The organism is Halomonas sp. FeN2 (assembly GCF_020595105.1).
Classification (GTDB): domain Bacteria; phylum Pseudomonadota; class Gammaproteobacteria; order Pseudomonadales; family Halomonadaceae; genus Vreelandella; species Vreelandella neptunia.
The window spans coordinates 4,164,531-4,186,110 of sequence record NZ_CP074200.1; the positions used below are offsets into that span (position 1 = coordinate 4,164,531).

Below are 21,580 nucleotides of genomic sequence, written 5' to 3' on the forward strand. Positions count from 1 at the left end.
TAGTACCATGGAAACCGTACTTGCTGGGATTGACAGAGGTAGGTGTAGGCGCGACTCTAAGCCTATCGCTGTTTTGAGTAGTTAATAGTTGTTAAAGGTGAGTTTAAGGAGAAAGCCCCATGCTCGAAGATTGCAAAAATGCCCTGGAGCGCTGGGGAGGCGTGCATACTCTTATCGACCGATGGCTGGATCAGCGTCGTCAGCTACTAATTAGCTTTATCGAACTGAAAGAGGCGTGTGATGCTGAGCTGGAAGCAGTCAGCAAAGCACCTATCGATACGTTCAGTGAAAAGCTAATGGATTACATCAGCGCAGGTCACTTTGAGATTTACCCCCAGCTCTCGGAAGAGGCACGGGCCTTTGGCGACGGGAGCGCACTCGTCATCGCGTCGAAGTTGCTCGAACGTCTGGAAATGTCCACCGAGATGGTGCTGGAGTTTGATACCGATTTTGGCTCCACGCTTAGCTGCGAGCAAAATATCGCACGCCTGCCTGCCTGGATTGACCGCTTAGCCCGTGGCCTTACTGAACGCTTCGCGCTGGAAGACCAGTTAATCGCGCGCTTGCACGCAGCCCATAGCCCGCAGCACACCAAAGCCCCTGCTTAATAAGACCCTGTTAAACAGGCGCCGCCATGCGGCGCTTTTGAGCCTTTCATTGTTACGCCTACTCCGCTGGGCCGTTGTTGCAAGTGGGCTAAAAATCGATACATCATTTACCCCCTACGACGAAGCTTCCCACCAATCACCAACATACACGGCGTGAGCAACAGCGTTAGCGCGGTGGCGAAGGTGAGCCCGCCGGCTATGGCGCTCGACATCTGCGTCCACCACTGGGCGGAGGGAGCATTAAAGCCCAGGGCCGGGGTGAACAGGTCTACGTTGATCCCCAGCACCATCGGCATTAACCCCAGCACCGTGGTAATCGCCGTTAATAGCACCGGGCGTAGGCGTAAACAGCCCGCTTCGAGTGCAGCCTCGCTGGGTGTCATACCCTGGCCGCGCAATTCGTTGTAGGTATCGATCAAGACAATGTTGTTATTGACCACGATGCCCGCCAGGGCAATCACGCCCATCCCCACCATGACAATGCCAAAAGCCTGGCCGGTAATCAGTAGGCCCATGAGCACACCCGCGGTGGAAAACACAATCGCTGAGAGCACCAACCCCGCCTGGTAAAAGCTATTGAACTGGGTGACCAGAATCAGCGCCATCAAGCCGATAGCAATCAAGAAGGCGCTGGCTAAGAACTGCATAGACTCCTGCTGGTCTTCCTGCTCGCCCGCCACGTTGACCATCAAACCGTCGGGCAAACTGTCGCTTCCCGCCGCCAGTAGGGCGCCCAGGCGCTCATCGGCGAGATATCCAGGTGCCAGGTCGGCGTCTACCGTAATGGCACGTCGGCCATCAATGCGGTTCAGGGTGCCGACCTTAGGTGCTGGTTCCAGGGTCACAAAATGTGAGATTGGCACTTGGCCTCGCTGAGTATTGATCGTCAACCGCTCCAACTGATCCAGCGAGCGCCAGTTCTGCGGCAGGCGCACGCGGATGTCCACTTCATCGTTGACTTCAGGTGGCCGGTAGCTCGCCACCTGTAGGCCGGTGGTGAGCAGCTGAACCGCGCTACCGATGGTCGTTACATCGGTACCCATGCGCGCCGCGGCTTCACGATCCACGTTAACCCGCCACTCCACGCCAGGCAGGCTGCGGTTATCCTGAATATCGGTAAAGCCGCCCAGCTCGCGCATCAGTTGGGTTAGCCGGTTCACGCCCGCATCGGCGACGTCGGGATTAGTGGCGCTCACTTCGAGCACGATCGGCTTACCGCCGCCGGGACCCATCTCCTGCTCCTGAAATTCCAGCGTAATGCCAGGAATATCCCCGGCGCGCTCGGCCATATCGTCCAAAATGGCCTGGGCAGGGCGACGCTCATGCCAGTCGATAAACTGGAACTGCAGCATGCCAATCACGTCGTTGCCCATCTGCTCGTTAGGCACCGCAAAAGAGCGGGCATATAGCGCTCGCACTTCGCTCATCCCGGAGAGTTTGGCTTCTACCCGCTGCACAATGGCATCGGTTTCCACGGCAGAGAAGTCGCCTCGGGCTCGCACCAGTACCTGGGCGCTGTCGGGCTCAACGGCTGGGAAGAAGTCGATACCGTGGTTAAAGCGGGCATAGCCGGTATACAGCAGCGCCATTAATAATATGGTCACCAGCAGTACCCAGGCAGGGTGCATCAGCAGCCTGGCCAGTAGGTGGCGATAGCCGCGACCAAATGATGTTGTGGTCTCTTCATGATTAGCGCCTGTCGTCGCCGTGGTACGCGTAAAAAGGCGCCCCAGAGTAGGCAAAAACACCAGTGCCATGGCCAGCGATGCCAGCAGGCACAGAATTACCGTGGCGGGCAGGTACTTCATAAACTGACCGACCACGCCGGGCCAGAACAGCAGGGGGATAAATACGGCGAGCGTAGTGGCCGTCGAAGCAATCACCGGCCAGCTCATTCTTGACGCAGCGTTGAGCCAAGCCTGATGAGGCGTTTGGCCATCGCGCAGATGTCGATCGGCAAGCTCACTGACAACGATAGCGCCATCCACCAGCATGCCCGCCACCAAGATCAGGCCAAACAGCACCACGATATTGAGCGTAAAGCTAAATACCCAGATGAGGAGAATGCCGGTTAAGAAGGCGCCGGGAATGGTGAGGCCGACCAGCAGCGCCATGCGCCAGCCCATGACTGCCACCACGACAATCAATACCAGCGCCACGGCGGTCAGCACGTTGTTGAGCAGCTCGGAGAGCATATTCTCAACGGTGGTCGACTCATCCAGTATGGTGGTAAAGCGCAGCTGCTCGGGAAGCACGTCATCTGCTTCGGCTAAGCGGTCACGAACTGCGCCAATGGTGGCGATAATGTTCGCCCCGGCGCGTTTGGAAATTTCCAGCACCACCGCGGGTTGGCCATCAATGCGGGCGAAGCCTTCCGGCTCTTTATAGGTGGGGTTGATCCAGGCCACATCGCCAAAGGTAACCACGCGATCCTCATCGACCTTGACCGGCATATTCATCACATCGTCAAGGGACTCAATAATGCCGGGGACTTTCAGCGCAAGACGCCCCGCGCCGGTATCCAAACTGCCCGCTGCCACCAGACGGTTATTGCGCGATACCTGATTAAACAGCGTGTCAAAATCAACGCCGTAGCTCTCCAGCACCAGTGGATCGACGACGATCTCCAGCAAGTCTTCCCGTTCACCGGCAATATCGACTTCCAGCACATCAGCAATGCCTTCGATCTCCTCCTGCAAGCGCCGGGCAATCGTCATGCGCTCACGGGTATCCAGCTGCCCGGAAAGGCCTATGGTCAAGACCGGAAACTCCGATACGTTGACCTCCATGACACGTGGTTCATCGGCCTCGGAAGGTAGCTCGCTGCGCGCGATGTCTACCCGGTCACGCACGTCGGTCAGCGCGGTATCTGGGTCGAAGCCAGGATCGAACTCCAACGTAATCGAGCCATGCCCCTCGCTGGACTGGGCGGTGAACTTGCGCAGCCCTTCAATGCCACGCAATTCCTGCTCCATGGGGCGGATCAACAGCCGCTCGCCATCTTCGGGGCTCACTCCCTCCAGTGACAGCGAGACATAAATCATCGGGATGGTGACGTCGGGGTTGGCTTCCTTGGGAATCACCTGCCAGGCCGTAATACCCGCCAACAGAAGGCTTACCAACAGCAGTAGCGTCGTGCGGGTATGGGCTAGCGCCGCGTTAATCAACTGGCGCATGAACGCTATCCTGTTCCGCTGGCTGTGAAATAATCGCCTCTTCAACAGGCACCGGGGTCACGGTTTCACCAGTATCCACCATGCCAGCGCCCAGTGTAATCAGGCGTAGTGGGTCGGGTAGGCCGGTCACGTAGGCGCGTTGCGTATCGGCACTTACCAGTTCCACGGTGGTCAGCTGTACTTTGTCGTTCTCATCCAAGTGCTTTACCGCCAGCTGTCCTTCGCTGTCCAAACTCAGCAGCGCAGGCGAAAGGGTGTGCACCTGGCGGGGCGGCAAGGTAATCGTCAACTCTGCGCTGCCGCCTGCCAAGCGCTTACCCGCCGGGTTGTCCAGGGTGGCTTCGATATAAAAGCTACGCGTGGCTTCTTCTGCGCGGTGGCTAATAAAGGTCAGCTCACCTTCGAGGTGGTCGCCATTGAGTAGCCGTGCGGTCACCGGTAAACCTTCGCTTAAATCGCCCACCTGCTGCTGAGAAACCCAGGCGGCTCCCTTCAAGTGGCGGTCATCGACCAACTGGCCCCACTCTTCACCGGGCTGCAGCAAGTCGCCTAGCTCCACCTGGACACGGTTCAGCACGCCATCAAAAGGGGCCGTGGGGCGGCTGTCGTCCAGTTGCTTCTGCAGCTGTGCCACCGAGGCAGCGCTGGCGCTTAGTGCGCTCTGTAAGCGCAGTAACTCTGGCTGGGAAATCAGCTCCCGCTGGCGTAGGTTGCGTGCTCCGGCATACTCCGCCTCGGCCACCGCTAGTTCATCCCGAGCCTGCTGTAGCTGCTCGGGCAGGGCGTCATTATCAAGCACCAGTAGCGTATCACCCGCCGCAACGCGGCTACCTTGCGCGACCGGCTTCTCAGTCACAAAGCCCGTGACGTTGGCGCGTAGGGTAGTTTCGCGCTCTGCCGTCAGTTGGCCCTGGATAATTTGTTGAGGAATAAACGGGGTACTCTGCTGTACGACTATTTCGACCCGCGAGCCTGCTTCGCTGCGGGCTGGAGCGTCTGGGGGCGTGGTTTGAAAGCGCTGAAAATTACCAAAAGCGAGCCATATCACTAGCGCCAGCACCAGTAAGCTAGCCAATGCATAAGAGAACGGAATTTTTCGCATGGAGCATCCATGTCCTTAGCAACACAAGAAAGGAGGTCATAAAACCGAAGATACCATAGCGCAACTCGTCCTTTTCAGCGAGCAGCAAGCCGCTGAGCGAAGGGCTAGTATTACAAATTGGTAGTAGTCGCATGTCTGATTGAGTTTTTGCCCGGCTGGGCATACCATCTTTGCGTCTTGAGTTCTGTTAAGCCACTCCTCAGGCGAGAACCATCCCTAGGCGAACCAATCAAGGAGCAATGATGAAAGATCCAGTACGTATTGCGATTACCGGCGGCGCCGGTCAGATCAGCTACTCTCTTATTTTCCGCATCGCCGCTGGCGACATGTTGGGGCCGGATCAGCCTGTCATTCTCCAGCTTCTGGAAATTCCCCAGGCAATGGACGCCCTGAACGGCGTGGTAATGGAAGTTAACGACTGTGCCTTCCCGCTGGTGCAAGAGATCGTTGCTACTGACGATCCGAACGTAGCCTTCAAAGACGCTGATTTCGCTCTGCTGGTTGGCGCACGTCCGCGCGGCCCGGGCATGGAGCGTAAAGACCTGCTGGAAGCCAACGCAGCGATCTTCTCCGTGCAAGGTAAAGCCTTGAACGATCACGCTAGCCGTGATGTGAAAGTGCTGGTCGTCGGTAACCCGGCCAACACCAACGCGCTGATTGCTTCCTGCAACGCGCCGGATCTGAATGCAGGCCAGTTCACCGCCATGACGCGCCTGGATCACAACCGTGCCCTGACCCAGCTGGCACAGAAAACCGGTAAGCATGTCACTGACGTTGAAAACATGATCATCTGGGGCAACCACAGTGCCACCCAGTACCCGGATCTGGCCCAGTGTAAAGTCGACGGCAAAGCGGCGTTTGATCTGGTTGAGCGCGACTGGTACGAAAACGACTTTATCCCCACCGTGCAGCAGCGCGGTGCGGCTATTATTAAAGCACGTGGCGCTTCCTCTGCTGCCTCTGCTGCCTCTTCCGCCATCGACCATATGCACGACTGGGCGCTGGGTTCCAAAGGCATCGTCAGCATGGCGATTCCTTCTGACGGCAGCTACGGCATCGAAGAAGGCATCATCTACTCCTACCCAGTGCGTTGCCAGGGTGGCAAGTATGAAATCGTTCAAGGCTTCGAAATTGACGAATTCAGCCAAGAGAAGATGAAAGCCACCGAGAAAGAATTGCGCGAAGAGCGTGCAGCCGTCGAGCACCTGCTCGGCTAAACGCGCCCGCTGACGCTTTTACACTAGCGTTAGTAAACGCAAAACCCCGCAAGCCTGGCTTGCGGGGTTTTTTATTACCGTTTACTCATCAACATTCACAAGCCTCAATCCCGCAAACTCATGATCCGCCATTGGCGTTCTTTGGCGATCTCGCGCAGGGTGTCGTCGGGGTCTACGGCGACGGGGTGCTCGACTATTTCTAATAGCGGTAAATCATTGTGCGAGTCGCTGTAAAACCACGCGCCTTCCATGGTCAGGTCTTGACCTTCCAGCCACTTTTCCAAGCGGGTGACTTTGCCTTCGCGGTAGCTGGGAATGCCCGAGACGCGGCCCGTGTAGCGGCCCTCTTTGACTTCCGGGTTCACCGCGATTAAATGATCGACACCCAGCCGCTCGGCAATAGGCGCGGTAATAAAGCGGTTAGTGGCGGTAATGATCAGCAGCGTGTCGCCTTTGGTGCGGTGGCGCGCCAGCAGCTCTTCGGCTTTAGGTAGAATACTGGGTTCGATCTTGCTGACCATAAACTGCTGGTGCCACGCCGAAAGCTGTTCCGGGGAATTATCGGCCAGGGGCTTAAGCGCCATTTCCAAAAAGGCGGCCATGTCCAGGGTGCCCGCATTGTAATCGGCCATGAAGCGCTCGTTGGCTTCCCGGTAAGCGACCGGGTCGACTGCCCCTTGTTCGAGTAAAAACTCGCCCCAGGCATGATCGCTGTCGATGGATAGCAGCGTATTATCCAAATCGAAAATGGCCAGACTCACGGCGCTCCCCTTTTTTAGTCAGTGGTAATAAGCGATTAGTGTTGGTGTAACAGACGCTAGTAAGGCAAATAGCGGACGCGGATTATCGCAGAGTCGCACCGCCATTCCCACCGACTCTCCGCAACCATTCATGACTTAGCGTTATATTGTATTGATACGCTTGTCACCCTTGTGGAAAAATGGGGATAACTGAAAATTTATAAGGTGATGTCCGTGATCGACGCTGACGGCTTTCGCCCCAATGTTGGCATCATCATTGCCAATAGCCAGGGGCAGCTGCTTTGGGCGCGTCGGGTAGGACAAAATGCGTGGCAATTTCCCCAGGGGGGCATCAATGCAAGCGAGACGCCACAACAAGCACTTTTTCGTGAGCTTTACGAAGAGATCGGCCTAACCGCCGACGATGTTGATATTGTTGCCTGCACCCGGGGCTGGCTACGTTACCGTCTGCCACGACGTATGATTCGCACACATTCGCGTCCGGTCTGTATAGGCCAGAAGCAGAAGTGGTTTTTACTTAAAATCCGTTGCCAGGAAAGCCAGATCTGTATGACGGCAACCCCAACGCCCGAGTTTGATGGGTGGCGGTGGGTAAGCTACTGGTACCCGCTAGGGCAGGTCGTGCCCTTCAAGCGAGAGGTATATCGGCGCGCGCTACGAGAGTTGTCTCCCCGCGTTCAACGCCTGGCACAGGATGAAGATTAGGGCGACGTGCCGCTGCCCAAAATAGGGCGGCAGCAGTTTGCCAGGAAATTCCTCAGCGAGGCAAATAATAGTGAAAAGTAAAACGTCCATGCTTGAGGTGCTGCGCCGGGTGATTCAGGAAGTGAATGGCGCGCGCAACCTCGACGCCGCGCTGTCCACGATGGTACGCCGAATTCGTAAAGCGATGCAGACCGATGTGTGTTCCTTCTACCTCTACGACAAGGAACTTGAGTCGCTGGTATTGATGGAGACCATTGGTCTGCGTACCCAGGCAGTAGGGCGCGTAGTACTGCCGTTAGGCGAAGGCCTGGTGGGCCTGGTGGCCAAGCGCAGCGAGCCGCTTAACCTCGAGGACGCCCAGACCCACCCACAGTTCCGCTATTTTGAAGCGACCGGAGAAGAGCGCTACTCCAGTTTTCTGGGTGTGCCGATTATTCACCAGCGACACATGCTGGGCGTATTGGTTGTTCAGCAAGCCGAAAAGCGCCGCTATGATGATGAGGACGAAGCCTTCCTGGTCACCATGGCGGCGCAGTTGGCGGGGGTGTTGGCGCATGCTTTAGCCACGGGCAACCTGCTACGCCCGGCGCTTGCCGGTGGGCAGGCAATGTTCAAAGGCGTGGCTGCCTCACCCGGCATGGCCATGGGGGAAGCGGTGGTGATTACGCCTCCCTCCGACCTGAATAGCGTGCCCGACCTCATTCCAAGTGATCAGGACTATGAAGTAGCGCGCTTAAAGGAGGCTATCGGTAAAACCCGCAGCGAAATTCGTGCGGCGGCAGAGCGCTTGGCAAGCCGTATCTCTGCACAAGAGCTGGCGCTATTTGATGTCTACCAGCAAATGCTGGGCGAAGCGGCGCTGGCCGATGAAGTAGAAAAGCGTATTCGTGAGGGGCAGTGGGCGCCAGGTGCCTTGGCCGACGTAGTGCGTCGCCACGTGCAGTACTTAGAGCGGGTCGACGATAACTACCTGCGCGAACGGGCGGCAGATATTCGCGATCTGGGCCGCCGGGTACTCGCGCACCTGCAGGAAGATACCCCGTCCACGCCAGAAACCTACCCCGATAACGCGATCTTGGTCGGCGACGAAATTAGCGTTGCCATGCTGGGCGAAGTTCCCCGCGAGAAGCTTAAAGGGCTAGTCTCGGTGCGCGGCTCCAGTACGTCTCACGTGGCGATTGTAGCCCGAGCCATGGGCATTCCTACGGTGTTGGGTATGGTGGATTTACCGTTACCACGCCTAGGCGGTGCGCCGGTGGTGCTGGACGGCCACCGCGGCCGCCTGTTTGTGCGCCCAGCGCCTGAACTTACTGCCCGTTATGAAAGTCTGATCGCCGAAGAAGAGGCGCTGAGCGAACTGCTAGAACACGAGCAAGATCTGCCCAGCGCCACGCCCGACGGCCACACCATGCCGCTTATGGTCAATACCGGCTTAGCGGTAGATGCCACCGCGCTGCTTAAAAGTCGTATCGGTGGAGTGGGCCTCTACCGAACCGAAGTGCCGTTTATGATTACCGAACGCTTCCCCGGTGAAAAAGAGCAGACCAAACTCTATCGTGACCAGCTCGAAGGCTTCGCGCCGCTGCCGGTAGTGATGCGTACCCTGGATATCGGTGGCGACAAAGATCTGCCCTATTTCCCCATTGAGGAGGCCAACCCGTTCCTTGGCTGGCGAGGTATGCGGGTGACGCTGGATCACCCTGAAGTACTAATGGTGCAGTTGCGCGCCATGCTCAAAGCCTCCATTGATCTGGATAATCTCTACGTTCTCTTCCCAATGATCACCAACGTCGAAGAGGTCGATGAAGCGTTGCGCCTGCTGGATCGCGCCATTCTAGAGCTGGGCGAAGAAGGGATTACGGTTGTCAGGCCTCAGGTGGGCGTGATGATTGAAGTGCCTGCCACTATTTATCAAATGGACGCACTGGCCAAGCGAGTCGACTTCTTCTCCGTGGGCAGCAACGATCTAACCCAGTACTTACTGGCAGTGGATCGCAATAACCCGCGCGTATCGAGCCTTTACGATGCGCTGCACCCGGCGCTGCTCGGTGCTCTACTGGAGCTGGCTACTGATGCCAAGCGCCTCAATAAGCCAATTTCGCTATGCGGCGAGTTGGCCGGTGACCCCGCTGGGGCCTTGCTGCTCATGGCCATGGGCTTTTCCAGTCTTTCTATGAATGCGCCAAGTTTGCCTAAAGTGCGTGCGGCCATTCGACGGGTGCCGTTTAGCGATGCCGAGCAACTGCTCAAGGAAGTGATGGCGCTAGACACTCCTGCCCAGGTGCATACCCATCTAGAGGGGCGTATGGATGAGTGGCAGCTAACGCACCTTATGCCGCCCCGCGACTAAGTTTTAGCAACGTTTTAAAAGGCTCTTAGTAACTCAGTGTGGAATTAATTAACGCTGCCAGCCTGATGGTAGCTCCCGTGAGAGGGAGCTTCAGCTCGCGAATGTTTGGGCGTTACAATCAATGCTTAGGAGGTTGGCGCATCGCTGGGCAGAGCCAGTGTGGTTTCACCCTCAAAGTGCCCCAGCGGCCCAAAGCGCTGCTCGGTAATCTCGATGTGCCCGTGGCTATCCAAGGTTAGCCACGAGGTGGCGCGAGTGCCGTAGCGTTCGCCGACAATAAACGCCGCCGAGAGCTGGCGCTCCAGTTCAAGCCCTACGCCGGTATTTGGTAACTCCTGGTCAGCGGCTTCTTGCGGGTTTTTCATCGCGCGCTGAACGGCGCCTGGCCAAGTCTTTGATGCGCCTGCTGGCAATAAATCCTGCTCAAGCGCATTGCGAACATGCAAAAGCTTTGGCCAGGGTGAATTGAGGTCAGCGTTGGATAGACCATGAATGCCGGGAGCTACCTCGCTGAGAGTCAGGCAATCTCTGCCCCGGTGCAGGTGCCAAAGCCGCTGTGGCGTCGCAACTAATAAATTAAATCCCGCGTAGCGCAGTGCCTCGCCCTCGTTGAGTGCAGATAACCACCCTTCGATATCGTCACACTGCAAGGCATTAGCGACCAGTTCCCCCCGGCTTGGGGCGCCGGGGGGCACGTTTAATTGCAGATCGCGTACGTTGGTCAAGGCTGCCACGACGCCGCTGCGTTTAGCCGCCAACCACGAGCCGCCGGCTTCTAAGTCACGCCCACCGACCAGCATGGGGTTATCTTGCCACTCAGCCAGCGGCGCGGTGGGGCGCGCATAAAACTCATCACGGTTACCTATCAGCCGCAATGGGGTGGAAGTGCCGGGTTGCCAAGCAAACGATATCAAGCACATAACAAACTCATAGGTGAAAAGGGTGGAAAAGGTTTCACGCAGCCGCCGCATGACAGTAACGAAGCGTAGACGTACACTTACATCAGTATCATGTTTGTAGCATAAATAACTACACTGAATGGCGTGAGTATCGACAGGCAGCTTAAAGCTTAATCAGCGGTCACGTTATCAGCGGCCATATGGCCAATAGGAAGGCGAGATCATGCAATCCAATGAAAGGGAACACTTTTGGAACGCCATCGTTTGGCCATCTCTGTGGCCTCTGCTGCTTGTGCAAGCCGCATTAGTTGTGCTTTGCATAGTGGTTGGCGCCATGATGTGGTGGATGTCGCCAAGCAATGCTTCGTGGAGCACGATGCTATGGCTGATGGCAGCCCTGCTGATCGGCAGTAGTTTGAATGTCTGCGCCTTCCTTATGCTGCTTAAAACACGTGCTCGGCATAAAGATGCTCGTTTTATGCAAGAACTCACCGAGCTTGAACGGCATAGTCAGGCACTCTGCACCACCGCAGCGCGTGCGCTACCTGAGCATAAATGTTCACCGCCAGATGCCGCTGATGAATCTCATTTACCCCTTCAGCGGTTGGCTAGCGTTAATGAAGTGCTAGCCGGTCTTGAACGCTGCATGAATTGCTCGCAAGTGGCCAGCACCGCCACCAAGCAAACCTGGCAGGAACATGAACAAACGCTGTTGGACGACCTCCAGCACCAGCAACGGCAACTTAAACATTTGATGGCTGGCCGGGAAAGAGCGCGGGAAGAGTCGCGTTTGAAATCAGGCTATTTGTCACTACTGCAACATGAAACAGACAACTTGTTAGATCACTTGAATTCCATGGCTAATAAAGAAATTACCGATAAATGTCGGCAAAACGTCATGGAAGTACACGAACACGTGTCGGATATACGTGCGCTATTGACCAATCTTATCCAGCAGGGTTCTGATCAAGGCTCTTATGGGCATAACCCTGGACAAGGAACCGTAGGCAATGAGTCGGGAGTTGGCGGCGAACCTACCGCTCAGCAGCGCAGTTTGCGTGTATTAGTCGTCGACGATGGCCCAGTGAATTTGATGCTCGCCCGGCAAATGCTGGAAACCCAAGGCTTAAAGGTGGAAGGGGTTAGCAGCGGAGAGCAGGCGCTGGAGCGCCAAAAAAGTACCAATTTTGATCTGGTATTCATGGATATCTTTATGCCCACCCTGGACGGTCTTGAAACCACTCGGCGTTGGCGGGAGTTCGAACGTGAACGTGGCGGCAGTCAAAGTGTGCTGGTCGCACTAACAGCTAACGTCGACAATGCCGGGCGAGATGCCTGTCTAGCCGCGGGTATGGATGACCTGCTCGCCAAGCCGTATCAGCCCGAAACGCTGCTTAATATGATTGCTCGCTGGTTTCCAGGCTCTGTTAACGCAACGCCGCCTGAATGACCATCGCCATGACGTTAGCGATTTACCTAGCTCTAGGGGCAGTCGCAGGAACAATGGCCGGCGTGTTTGGCGTGGGCGGTGGCATTATCATTGTTCCCGTGCTGGTGTTTGCCTTTGAGCTGCAAAACATCGCCCCAGAAATTATCATGCATCTAGCCATTGGCACCTCCCTCGCTACTATCCTGGTCACCGGCTCATCTTCAACGCTGGGGCATTTTCGTCGCGGCAGCATTCACCGTGCATGGCTTAAAGCCTTGCTACCAGGCTTAGTGTTGGGTTCCGTCGCTGGGGCGTTTGTTGCAGATAATCTCTCAGGCTCCTCGCTGGGAACTATGTTTGGCATCTTCGTTCTACTCATTGCCACCAAGATGGTGTTTGGGTTGACGCCCAAACCCGGCAGTGCCGCGCCAAGCAACTGGGTAATGGCGCTGGCAGGTGGGGCGATTGGCACAGTGTCAGCGCTGTTTGGGATTGGCGGTGGCGCGATGACCGTGCCGCTATTGTCACGTTGCGGTGCCAGCATGACCCAGGCGGTAGGTACGGCAGCGGCGGTCGGGCTGCCTATTGCGCTAGTGGGAGCGCTGGCATTTATCGTGGTGGGGTGGGGCAATCCGCTGCTGCCTGCTTGGGCGACTGGCTTTGTTATGTGGCCAGCGTTCTTCAGTATTGTTGTCACCAGCGTTCCATTTGCCCGCTTAGGCGTTAAACTTGCCCACGTTTTGCCTGCCCATGCGCTACGACTCTCCTTCGCGTTACTGTTGGCAGTGGTAGGGGTTCGCTTCCTGCTCTCCTAGCCGGTGAATGTTTGGCTTGTTGAGTGAGTGCTATAAATACTTCCTTTGGTCAGATTAGAGAGTGTAAATGATTAATTACCCGACGATTGACCCAGTGGCTATCTCTTTGGGGCCGCTGCAAGTCCATTGGTATGGCCTGATGTACGTAGTGGGGTTTGTCGCCGCCTGGTGGCTCGGCTGTCGGCGCGCATCACGTATCGGTCTCAATAATGACGATATCGGTGATTTGCTTTTCTACTGTGCGATCGGTGTCGTTGCTGGTGGGCGCTTAGGGTACGCGCTGTTCTACGGACTAGGGCAGTGGACAGCCGACCCGCTGTGGATTTTCCGCGTATGGGATGGTGGTATGAGTTTTCACGGCGGCCTCCTCGGCGTACTGCTCGCCGCCTCGATATTCGCCCGGCGTAAACAGCTGGCATTCTTAACGCTCACCGATTTTATCGCTCCTCTGGTGCCAATCGGTTTGGGCGCCGGGCGTATCGGTAACTTTATTAACCATGAGCTGCCGGGCCGTGTGACCTCATTGCCCTGGGGCATGCCGTTCCCTGGCATGGGGCCTGAACCACGCCACCCATCAGCGCTCTATGAGGCTTTGCTAGAAGGTCTCGTGCTGTTCGCCATTCTGTGGTGGGTCTCTGCCAAACCGACTGCACGAGGCTTTTTATCCGGGCTGTTTTTAGTTTGCTACGGCGTGTTCCGCTTTCTGGTTGAGTTTGTCCGCCTGCCCGACGCCCACATCGGCTTTATCGCCTTCGGCTGGGTTACTATGGGCATGCTGCTCTCGCTCCCCATGATCGCGCTTGGCCTCGTCATCATCGCCTGGTCGCGCTCTCAGCCAGTCGACATAAAGGATGCAAGCTAAAGTACCGTGGTGCCGGAAGTGGTCTAATAGCGCTAACAAGCCGGCACCGCTAGACCGGGCAGCTATGGGGGCCTAGAATAAACCGCTACATCGCCTGTTAATTTGGAAATTCAGTGACTGCTACAACGCCCGCGCTTGAACAACCCTATTTAGACTTGATGCAAACCGTTCTGGAGCATGGTGTTGACCGCCACGACCGTACAGGTGTCGGCACTCGCTCCGTGTTTGGTCACCAAATGCGCTTCGATTTATCGCGAGGCTTTCCGCTACTAACGACCAAAAAACTCCACCTGCGCTCTATCATTCACGAACTCCTATGGTTCCTGAAAGGCGACACCAACATTGCCTACCTAAAAGAGAACGGGGTGCGGATCTGGGACGAGTGGGCGGATGAAAACGGTGACCTAGGCCCTGTTTACGGCTACCAGTGGCGGAGCTGGCCCGACCCAAAAGGCGGCAGCGTTGACCAAATTGCCAAGGTGCTCGGTCAAATTCGCACTACGCCACAGTCGCGCCGCCTAATTGTCTCTGCCTGGAACCCGGCTCAGGTCGATGAAATGCAGCTCCCGCCTTGCCACTGCCTGTTTCAGTTTTATGTCGCCAATGGAAAACTGTCGTGCCAGCTTTACCAACGCAGCGCCGATATTTTCCTCGGTGTGCCGTTCAATATTGCAAGCTACGCCTTACTGCTGGCCATGGTCGCCCAAGTGACCGGTCTGCAACCGGGTGAATTTATCCACACCCTGGGCGACGCGCACCTGTACAGTAACCACCTTGAACAAGCCAAAGAGCAGTTAACGCGCACGCCTAATGCAGCGCCTAAGTTGGTGCTTAACCCTGAAGTAGACGACCTGTTCGCATTCCGTTTTGAAGATATTCACATTGATGCTTACGAGGCGCACCCGCACATAAAAGCCGAGGTGGCGGTATGAGCCAACAAAACGATACGAGCAACCAAAACGGCGCTTTCGATTCCCTGGTGCCGGTGGCAATGATCGTTGCCATGGCTAAAAATCGAGTGATCGGCGTAGATGGCAAGTTACCCTGGTACCTGCCCGAAGATTTAAAGTTTTTCAAACGCATTACTCAGGCAAAACCGCTGGTGATGGGGCGTAAAACCTACGCTTCCATTGGCAAGCCGCTGCCCAACCGGCTTAATGTGGTGGTTACCCGCAATGCTGAGTTTTCCCACGAAGGCGTGCGTGTGTGTCATGACCTCCCCACAGCGCTAGAGCTAGCCGACCAGCACGCCACTATAGAAGCGGCAGAAGAGATCATGGTAATGGGGGGCGGAGAAATTTACCGCCAGGCATTACCCTTTGCCCAGCGGCTGTACATAACGGAAGTGGATATAAATGTAGAAGGCGACGCAACGTTTCCTGACTTCGACTCCAACGAGTGGCAAGAAGTACAGCGCGTAGCGGGGCAGCCAGCAGAAGGGCAGCCAAACTATGATTTCGTCGTTTACGAGCGCATCGCCGACTGAATAGGGCAGAGGAGAAGGCTATGGCCGCCAGCTTAATAAATATGTTAGACGATTTAGAAACGCGTCTTGAACGCACACAAGCTGAGCTACAAGCCCTGCGTGAAGAGAATCAGCGGCTAAAGCAGCAGTTGGCGCAGAAAGATGCCCATGCGCAAAGCCTGCCAAGCTCGGAATCTACGACGGCAGTAGAAACTGAAACCCATAGCGAAGCAATTCTCCATACAGCACTCCTCGACGAAGAGGCTCCTGAAGAGAAAGTAAATAACGAAGCTGCACCCGTTGAGACTGCCCCTGTTGAAACAGCTTTAGAAGAAAAAGCCGAATCATCCACTACCGCTGAAACGGCCAAAACACCTTCACCGCACGCTTTGCTTAATCAGTGGTACGAACGGTATCCCAACGCATTTTTCAAGGGCCACACCAAACCGCTAAAAGTGGGTATTCACCAAGAGCTTGCCGAGCGGGAAGAGTGGCCCAATAAGCTAATTCGTCGCGCCTTAGCCAACTACGTAAACCTACCTCGCTATATAAAAGCAGTGCGAGAAGGCGTAGAACGAGTCGATTTGGATGGACAGCCCGCTGGCAAGGTCGATAAGGAAGCGGCGCTCCATGCGGCAGAAAAACGCGGTGATAAAAAAGAAAAACGCGCTGATAAGGAAGCGGCCAGGCAGCCAAAAAGAGCGCAACCTAAACCGTCGCCTGCCGCTAACAAACCTCGTATAGAGGCTTCTAAACCGCCTGAAGGGGAAAAAGATGAGTCGCGTAAGCAGCTTAGCATGGAAGATAAATTGTTAGACTTACAGCAGAAGTTCAAAGGCCGCTGAGACCGGGCCCAGCAGCAGGGGTTCCATAAAAAAGCACAAATAGTAAGAAAACACTGTTTTTTTCTATTGCGTTCCCTTGAGTCCCGGTATAGAGTTTGTCCTGCGAGCATTGGACTATAACAAGGCTTAGTTGAGGACATGCCGCATACCACCGGGAAAAACCGGCGGATGGCAAAAGAGCATGGCCCGCAAAAGCCAACTGCCAGCTCATCAAGAGCTGAGCAGCAACGATCGAAACAGTATACGAGTTAAGGAACTTACATCATGAAAAAAACACTTTTAGCGACTGCTATCGTTGGCGCCCTGGGTGCTTCTGCTGCAGCCCAAGCAGCAACCGTTTATGACCAAGACGGTACTAAGCTGGATGTCTATGGCCGTATCGCCATGGGTGTTGCTGGTGGTGGCCCAGAATTCAATGGTGCTGGTCAGGAAGTTGATGACGGCGCTGAGTTTGTAGACGTTTACTCACGTCTTGGTCTGCGCATGAGCCAGGAAATTACCAGCGACCTGACTGCCTTTGGTCGTGTTGAGTGGCGTTTCGACGGTGACGAGCGTACCGGCCCCAGCGGCAACGGCAACACCGGCTTTAAAGAAGTTCGTCAGAGCTATATCGGTCTGCAAAGCGATCAGTTCGGTACTATTCAAGGCGGTAACTTTGACGCCTTCTATAACCAGTTCGTTTCTCTGCCGTTCGATGTTTACATCGATCGTGGCTTCGAATTTGCTGGTCACCCGACTCAGTCACGCGGCGACTCAATCGGCTACTACACGCCTGATCTGAGCGGCTTCACTGTCTTCTTGCAGGGCAAACACTACAGCTCACGCGGCGAATTAGAGCCTAGCGATGGTTCTGAAGTGGCTGCGCAAGGTGGTGTTCGTTACGCTCAAGGCCCTGTGACCCTGGGTCTAGGCTTTGTAGACGACATCGTTGAAGGCGGCGGTAATGATGAAGTTCGTTACGGCCTGATCGGTTCTTACGACTTTACCGACCAGTTCTCTGCGCGTCTGGGCTATGAGACACGTGATGAGAACGATAACTACACGCCGAGCGCTACTGGTGAGAACGGTTTCGATACTGTAGGCCTGGGTGGTACTTTCACCACTGGTCCTTGGGCTTTCGCTCTTGACTACTACAACATCAACCGTGACAACCGTGATGACAGCAACGCCTGGGCAGCTGGTTCTTACTACAAAGTTTCCAGCAACTTTGATGTATTCCTAGAGCTTGCTGACGGCGATGCGCCGACTGTTGATCGTGATGTTACCCTGGGTGACCTGACCGACGACGTATACTGGCTGACAGGCGCTCGTTACCACTTCTAAGCTTGGTTTTAAACACCACGCTTAAAGTATAACTGCCTAGCAGAACCAAAAAGAACCGGCCTCTAAAGGGCCGGTTTTTTATGGTTGGAGTTTTACTTTTGAAATGCTAATACAAATAAGAACGTTTTTCCTTTAATAGCTACTTGATATTGTATAACATTATATGGCTGCTTAGTTGGGTAACTAAAGCAGTCAATAAAATTAGCGTATCAAGGGATTATTTCTAATGCATAAGAAGCAGTTGGCGGTAGCGGTAGCTAGCTTGTTGAGTATTACATCGGTTCAAGCCGCAGCGCTTTATGACCAGGATGGTACGAAGCTGGATATTTACGGCCGTATTGCCATGGGTATTGCGGGCGGTGGCCCTGAGTTTGATAGCGCTGGCAATAAGGTCGATGATGGCCCGGAATTCGTAGATGTATACTCCCGCCTAGGGTTTCGAATGAGCCATGCAGTCACTTCAGATCTAACGGCGTTAGGTCATTTGGAGTGGCGTTTTACTGGTGATGAGCGCAATACGGCTCAGGGCTTCAACGAAACTCGACAAAGTTATATTGGCTTATCCAGTAAGCAGTACGGCACATTGCTGGCGGGTAATTTTAATAGCATGTATGCCCAGTTTGTCTCGCTGCCGTTTGACGTTTATCAAGACCGCGGATTGCTATTTAAATCATCGGGTTTACAGTCTTGGGGCGATTCGATTGCTTACTACACGCCAGAACTGAACGGTTTTACTTCTTTCCTACAAGTTAAGCACTACAGCGAGCGCGGATTAACGCCTGCTGAGCAAAGTGGGGGTGGCTCTGATGTCGCGGCCCAAGGTGGTATTCGCTATCAGCAAGGCCCGTTCAAAATTGGGTTTGGTGCGGTGGAAAACGCAGTTCGTGGTGGCGGTAGCGGAAATGATGAAGTGCTGTATGGCCTTATTGGCACATACGCGCTATCTGACCAGCTATCCCTGAGATTGGGTATCGAAACCCAAGACAACAGCGACACTTACGTAAAGGGGTTCGAAACGGTCGGTTTAGGTGGTACTTATTCCACAGGGCCCTGGGCGTTTACTGCAGATTACTACAACGTCGACCGTGACGAAGGTGAAGAGAGCAACGCCTGGGCTGCGGGTGGTTACTACAAGTTTTCCAGTGCATTCGATGTGTTCATCGAATTGGCTGATAGTGATTCACCAAGTGTGCGGAGTAGTGGCGGTATGCAGGACATGTTTTGGATAACCGGGGCGCGGTACCACTTCTGATAATATTATTTATCAAAAGCTTACGCGTTTATGAAAAGCCAACCATTTTCCAATGGTTGGCTTTTTGTGTTATCAATGCTCTTCAACATCTAGTGAACGATGCCGGTAGGTTAATAAATTATAGATAACTATTCGCGTTGGCATTTTTCATAAAACCGATGAGGTTGTTTGTTTACGTAAAAGGAATTCAGAAAATGGAAGCCGTCTTAAAAGCATTTTACGAACAGCAGCCGAGTGCTAACGTCCCTCAGGAGCGGGTGTCGTTTGGTACCTCTGGCCATCGTGGCCGTTCCATTGAGCGTACGTTTAATGCTTCGCATATTTATGCCATCACCCAGGCAGTGGTCGACTACCGGTGTGAGGCGGGCTATCAGGGGCCCCTGTTTTTAGGTTTTGATACCCATGCGCTTTCGCGCCCTGCCTGGGAGTGCGCGCTGCAGGTGTTGGCTGCCAATAAGGTACCGGTATTTGTCGAGAAAGATCACGGCTACACCGCGACGCCGCTGATCAGCCAGGCGATTCTGCACCACAATCATCCCCACGATCAGGCGGCGCCAGATGTGGCGCTCGCGGATGGCTTAATCATCACGCCTTCGCACAACCCGCCAGAAGATGGCGGCATTAAGTACAACCCGCACCACGGCGGCCCTGCGGATACTGACGCCACCGGCTGGATTGAGCTGCGTGCAAATGCTTATCTGCTGCGTCAGTTGGAAGATGTGCTCACCGTGCCGGTTGAGGAGGCGATTGCTCACGCGCAGGAGTACGACTTCACGGCACATTACGTCGCAAAGCTAGGTAGCGTGGTGGATATTGCCGCCATCCAAGGCGCAGACTTGGCGTTAGGCGCCGATCCTATGGGCGGCACCGCACTGCCGGTATGGCAGGCGATAGCGGCGCACTACAATCTGAATCTTGATGTCGTAAATACCACGGTTGATCCGGCGTTTGCGTTTATGCCACCGGATCACGACGGTAAGATCCGCATGGATTGCTCAAGCCCGGCGGCAATGGCTAACTTGCTCAAGATTAAAGACCGCTTCGATATCGCCTTTGGCAACGACCCGGATGCTGACCGTCACGGAATAGTGGATGCCAGTGGCCTGATGAATCCGAACCACTTTTTGGCTGTGTGTATCGATTATCTGATTACACATCGCCCTGAATGGGCCGCGTCGCTAAAAATAGGCAAGACGCTAGTATCATCCTCAATGATCGATCGAGTGGTGGCTTCCCATCAGCGCGAGCTGTATGAAGTGCCGGTGGGCTTTAAATGGTTTGTAGAAGGCCTGCACGAGGGCTGGCTCGCCTTTGGCGGCGAAGAGAGCGCGGGGGCGAGTTTGCTAACCCGCGACGGTAAGGCGTGGTCCACGGATAAAGACGGCATAGTGCTGTGTTTGTTGGCTGCGGAAATTATGGCGGTCACCGGCAAAACGCCCAGTGAGTATTACCGTACGCTTACCGAGCGCTTTGGTGAGCCTTTTTACAAGCGTGTTGATACCGCCTGTTCGCCCGAAGAGAAAGCGGCGTTTAAAAAACTGAGCGCTGAGAGCGTGACTGAGAAAACCCTGGCAGGCGACACTATCACCGCTGTATTGGTAGACGCGCCAGGCAATGGCGCTGCTATTGGCGGTATCAAAGTCACTACCCAAAACGGCTGGTTTGCCGCTCGGCCAAGTGGCACTGAATCGCTTTACAAGGTGTATGCCGAAAGCTTTAAAGGCGCACAGCACTTGGATGAATTGATTGAGAACGCCAAGGTATTGTTGGCTGGTGTACTGGCCTGAATTTTAGAGCGCCGCTGAACGCCGCTGTTATTGCCAAGATTGGTGTATGGAGTTCAGGTACAAAGCTAAATACAGATGAAGCCCGACATAAGCCCCAGTGCACCGCGGAAGCATCGCGCAGCGGTGCCAGGGTTTCCTCCTTTATTCCCAATCCATTGCGGCAATGTAGGGGGCTTTTTGGGTGCCCCAGTCGGGGGCGTACCAGCCTTTTTGAACGCATTGTTGAAAGCTTGACCACTCCCAGTCCTGGGGCGCTCTAGTCCAGCCGTGTTTTACGGGGTTGTAATGGATGTAATCCATATGGCTTTGCCAGTCTTTTTCATCACGGATGGCGTGTTCCCAGAAGCCTCGTTGCCATGCGTTATGGGTGCCGGGTGGGAAGAAGAATTCCTGTGAGGCGTATTTTTTAATATCCCGCCATCGTGAAGAGTAGTCCGCGTCGCCTTCAGGCAGTCTCCATAGGCAGTGGAGGTGATCGGGGAGCAGTACGAATGCATCCATTACGAAGGGGCGTTCTTCTTTAACTCTGCGGAAAGCACGCCCGAGGGCTTCGATATTGAGACGATCTGCCAGAAGGGGTTGTCGTGCGTAGGTAACGACGGTAAAAAAGTAGCAGTCGCCAGGAACATGTGTGCGTCGATAGGATGTCACCCCTGCCTCCATGCAAAAAAATTGGGTTATGAAGGCTCATTGTAGCGTATCGTTATTAGTGTTGGGGGCCTACGACTTGCCTAGGGTGTCTAGATTGGCAAGGTGCCGGCGGGCCGAAATAATTTCCCCCCCTTTGCACTGGATAATGCACCCGTTGGGCATTGCTGTGTCTTCCTGGTCATTTTAAATATCCATTCCACCATCTGTATATCTAGAAAAGCTTCACAAAACTATGTCTGCAGTGCGTTGAGCGGGAATGATCTACGCTGTAGAGAAAATTGGGATCGTTATGTCTAACCCTCACTTGGGATGCAGGGACGCTTCGTATCCTTC

At 54.9% G+C, this 21,580-nt stretch carries 18 protein-coding genes; 13 read left to right on the top strand and 5 right to left on the bottom strand.

Annotation, left to right across the window (positions count from 1 at the left end):
* The first annotated feature begins 119 nt into the window (after positions 1-119).
* Entirely contained in the window at positions 120-608 is a 489-nt protein-coding gene (rsd, locus tag KF947_RS19110) for a sigma D regulator (protein WP_227404812.1), read from the top strand.
* A 107-nt stretch (positions 609-715) separates the two neighbouring features.
* On the opposite strand, the gene KF947_RS19115 is transcribed toward rsd, so the two are convergent.
* Together KF947_RS19115 and KF947_RS19120 are read right to left on the bottom strand one after the other, a co-directional pair.
* Entirely contained in the window at positions 716-3,784 is a 3,069-nt protein-coding gene (locus KF947_RS19115; protein WP_227404813.1) for an efflux RND transporter permease subunit, read from the bottom strand.
* Positions 3,768-4,886 (bottom strand): efflux RND transporter periplasmic adaptor subunit, encoded by a 1,119-nt coding sequence (locus KF947_RS19120; RefSeq protein WP_133730310.1) that lies wholly within the window; start codon positions 4,884-4,886, stop codon positions 3,768-3,770. Before KF947_RS19120 ends, KF947_RS19115 begins: the two co-directional genes overlap by 17 nt.
* Before the next feature lie 242 nt (positions 4,887-5,128).
* On the opposite strand from KF947_RS19120, the gene KF947_RS19125 reads away from it, so the two are divergent.
* Positions 5,129-6,103, top strand: coding sequence for a malate dehydrogenase (locus tag KF947_RS19125; protein WP_227404814.1), 975 nt, complete (start codon positions 5,129-5,131; stop codon positions 6,101-6,103).
* Between the two features lie 104 nt (positions 6,104-6,207).
* On the opposite strand, the gene KF947_RS19130 is transcribed toward KF947_RS19125, so the two are convergent.
* Positions 6,208-6,864, bottom strand: coding sequence for an HAD family hydrolase (locus tag KF947_RS19130; protein ID WP_133730312.1), 657 nt, complete (start codon positions 6,862-6,864; stop codon positions 6,208-6,210).
* A 213-nt stretch (positions 6,865-7,077) separates the two neighbouring features.
* On the opposite strand from KF947_RS19130, the gene rppH reads away from it, so the two are divergent.
* Positions 7,078-7,569 carry an RNA pyrophosphohydrolase gene (gene rppH, locus KF947_RS19135; protein WP_088701249.1) on the top strand — a complete coding sequence of 164 codons (492 nt, stop codon included), beginning with the start codon at positions 7,078-7,080 and terminating at the stop codon, positions 7,567-7,569.
* An 88-nt stretch (positions 7,570-7,657) separates the two neighbouring features.
* Positions 7,658-9,919: a phosphoenolpyruvate--protein phosphotransferase gene (gene ptsP / locus KF947_RS19140; RefSeq protein ID WP_223288260.1), complete on the top strand. Its 2,262-nt coding sequence runs from the start codon at positions 7,658-7,660 to the stop codon at positions 9,917-9,919.
* Positions 9,920-10,044: 125 nt separating this feature from the next.
* On the opposite strand, the gene KF947_RS19145 is transcribed toward ptsP, so the two are convergent.
* On the bottom strand, positions 10,045-10,839 hold the full coding sequence (locus KF947_RS19145; RefSeq protein ID WP_133730313.1) for an NRDE family protein: 795 nt from the start codon (positions 10,837-10,839) through the stop codon (positions 10,045-10,047).
* Positions 10,840-11,041: 202 nt separating this feature from the next.
* On the opposite strand from KF947_RS19145, the gene KF947_RS19150 reads away from it, so the two are divergent.
* From KF947_RS19150 to pgm, 9 genes are all read left to right on the top strand, one after another.
* Positions 11,042-12,268 carry a response regulator gene (locus KF947_RS19150; protein WP_227404815.1) on the top strand — a complete coding sequence of 409 codons (1,227 nt, stop codon included), beginning with the start codon at positions 11,042-11,044 and terminating at the stop codon, positions 12,266-12,268.
* Positions 12,265-13,062 carry a sulfite exporter TauE/SafE family protein gene (locus tag KF947_RS19155; protein ID WP_227404816.1) on the top strand — a complete coding sequence of 266 codons (798 nt, stop codon included), beginning with the start codon at positions 12,265-12,267 and terminating at the stop codon, positions 13,060-13,062. Before KF947_RS19150 ends, KF947_RS19155 begins: the two co-directional genes overlap by 4 nt.
* A 67-nt stretch (positions 13,063-13,129) precedes the next feature.
* A complete protein-coding gene (gene lgt / locus KF947_RS19160; protein ID WP_227404817.1) occupies positions 13,130-13,924 on the top strand; it encodes a prolipoprotein diacylglyceryl transferase in 795 nt (264 codons plus the stop codon).
* A gap of 113 nt (positions 13,925-14,037) precedes the next feature.
* Positions 14,038-14,856 (top strand): thymidylate synthase, encoded by an 819-nt coding sequence (locus KF947_RS19165; protein ID WP_133730317.1) that lies wholly within the window; start codon positions 14,038-14,040, stop codon positions 14,854-14,856.
* Positions 14,853-15,410, top strand: a complete 558-nt coding sequence (locus tag KF947_RS19170; RefSeq protein ID WP_227404818.1) for a dihydrofolate reductase — start codon at positions 14,853-14,855, stop codon at positions 15,408-15,410. Before KF947_RS19165 ends, KF947_RS19170 begins: the two co-directional genes overlap by 4 nt.
* 20 nt (positions 15,411-15,430) lie before the next feature.
* Positions 15,431-16,234, top strand: coding sequence for a ProQ/FINO family protein (locus KF947_RS19175; protein ID WP_227404819.1), 804 nt, complete (start codon positions 15,431-15,433; stop codon positions 16,232-16,234).
* Positions 16,235-16,498: 264 nt separating this feature from the next.
* Positions 16,499-17,557, top strand: a complete 1,059-nt coding sequence (locus tag KF947_RS19180; protein ID WP_133730320.1) for a porin — start codon at positions 16,499-16,501, stop codon at positions 17,555-17,557.
* A gap of 226 nt (positions 17,558-17,783) precedes the next feature.
* A complete protein-coding gene (locus KF947_RS19185; protein ID WP_227404820.1) occupies positions 17,784-18,809 on the top strand; it encodes a porin in 1,026 nt (341 codons plus the stop codon).
* Positions 18,810-19,003: 194 nt separating this feature from the next.
* On the top strand, positions 19,004-20,596 hold the full coding sequence (pgm, locus tag KF947_RS19190; RefSeq protein WP_227404821.1) for a phosphoglucomutase (alpha-D-glucose-1,6-bisphosphate-dependent): 1,593 nt from the start codon (positions 19,004-19,006) through the stop codon (positions 20,594-20,596).
* A gap of 141 nt (positions 20,597-20,737) precedes the next feature.
* Here pgm and KF947_RS19195 read toward each other — a convergent pair whose 3' ends face one another.
* Positions 20,738-21,247, bottom strand: coding sequence for an REP-associated tyrosine transposase (locus KF947_RS19195; protein ID WP_133730323.1), 510 nt, complete (start codon positions 21,245-21,247; stop codon positions 20,738-20,740).
* Positions 21,248-21,580 lie beyond the last annotated feature (333 nt).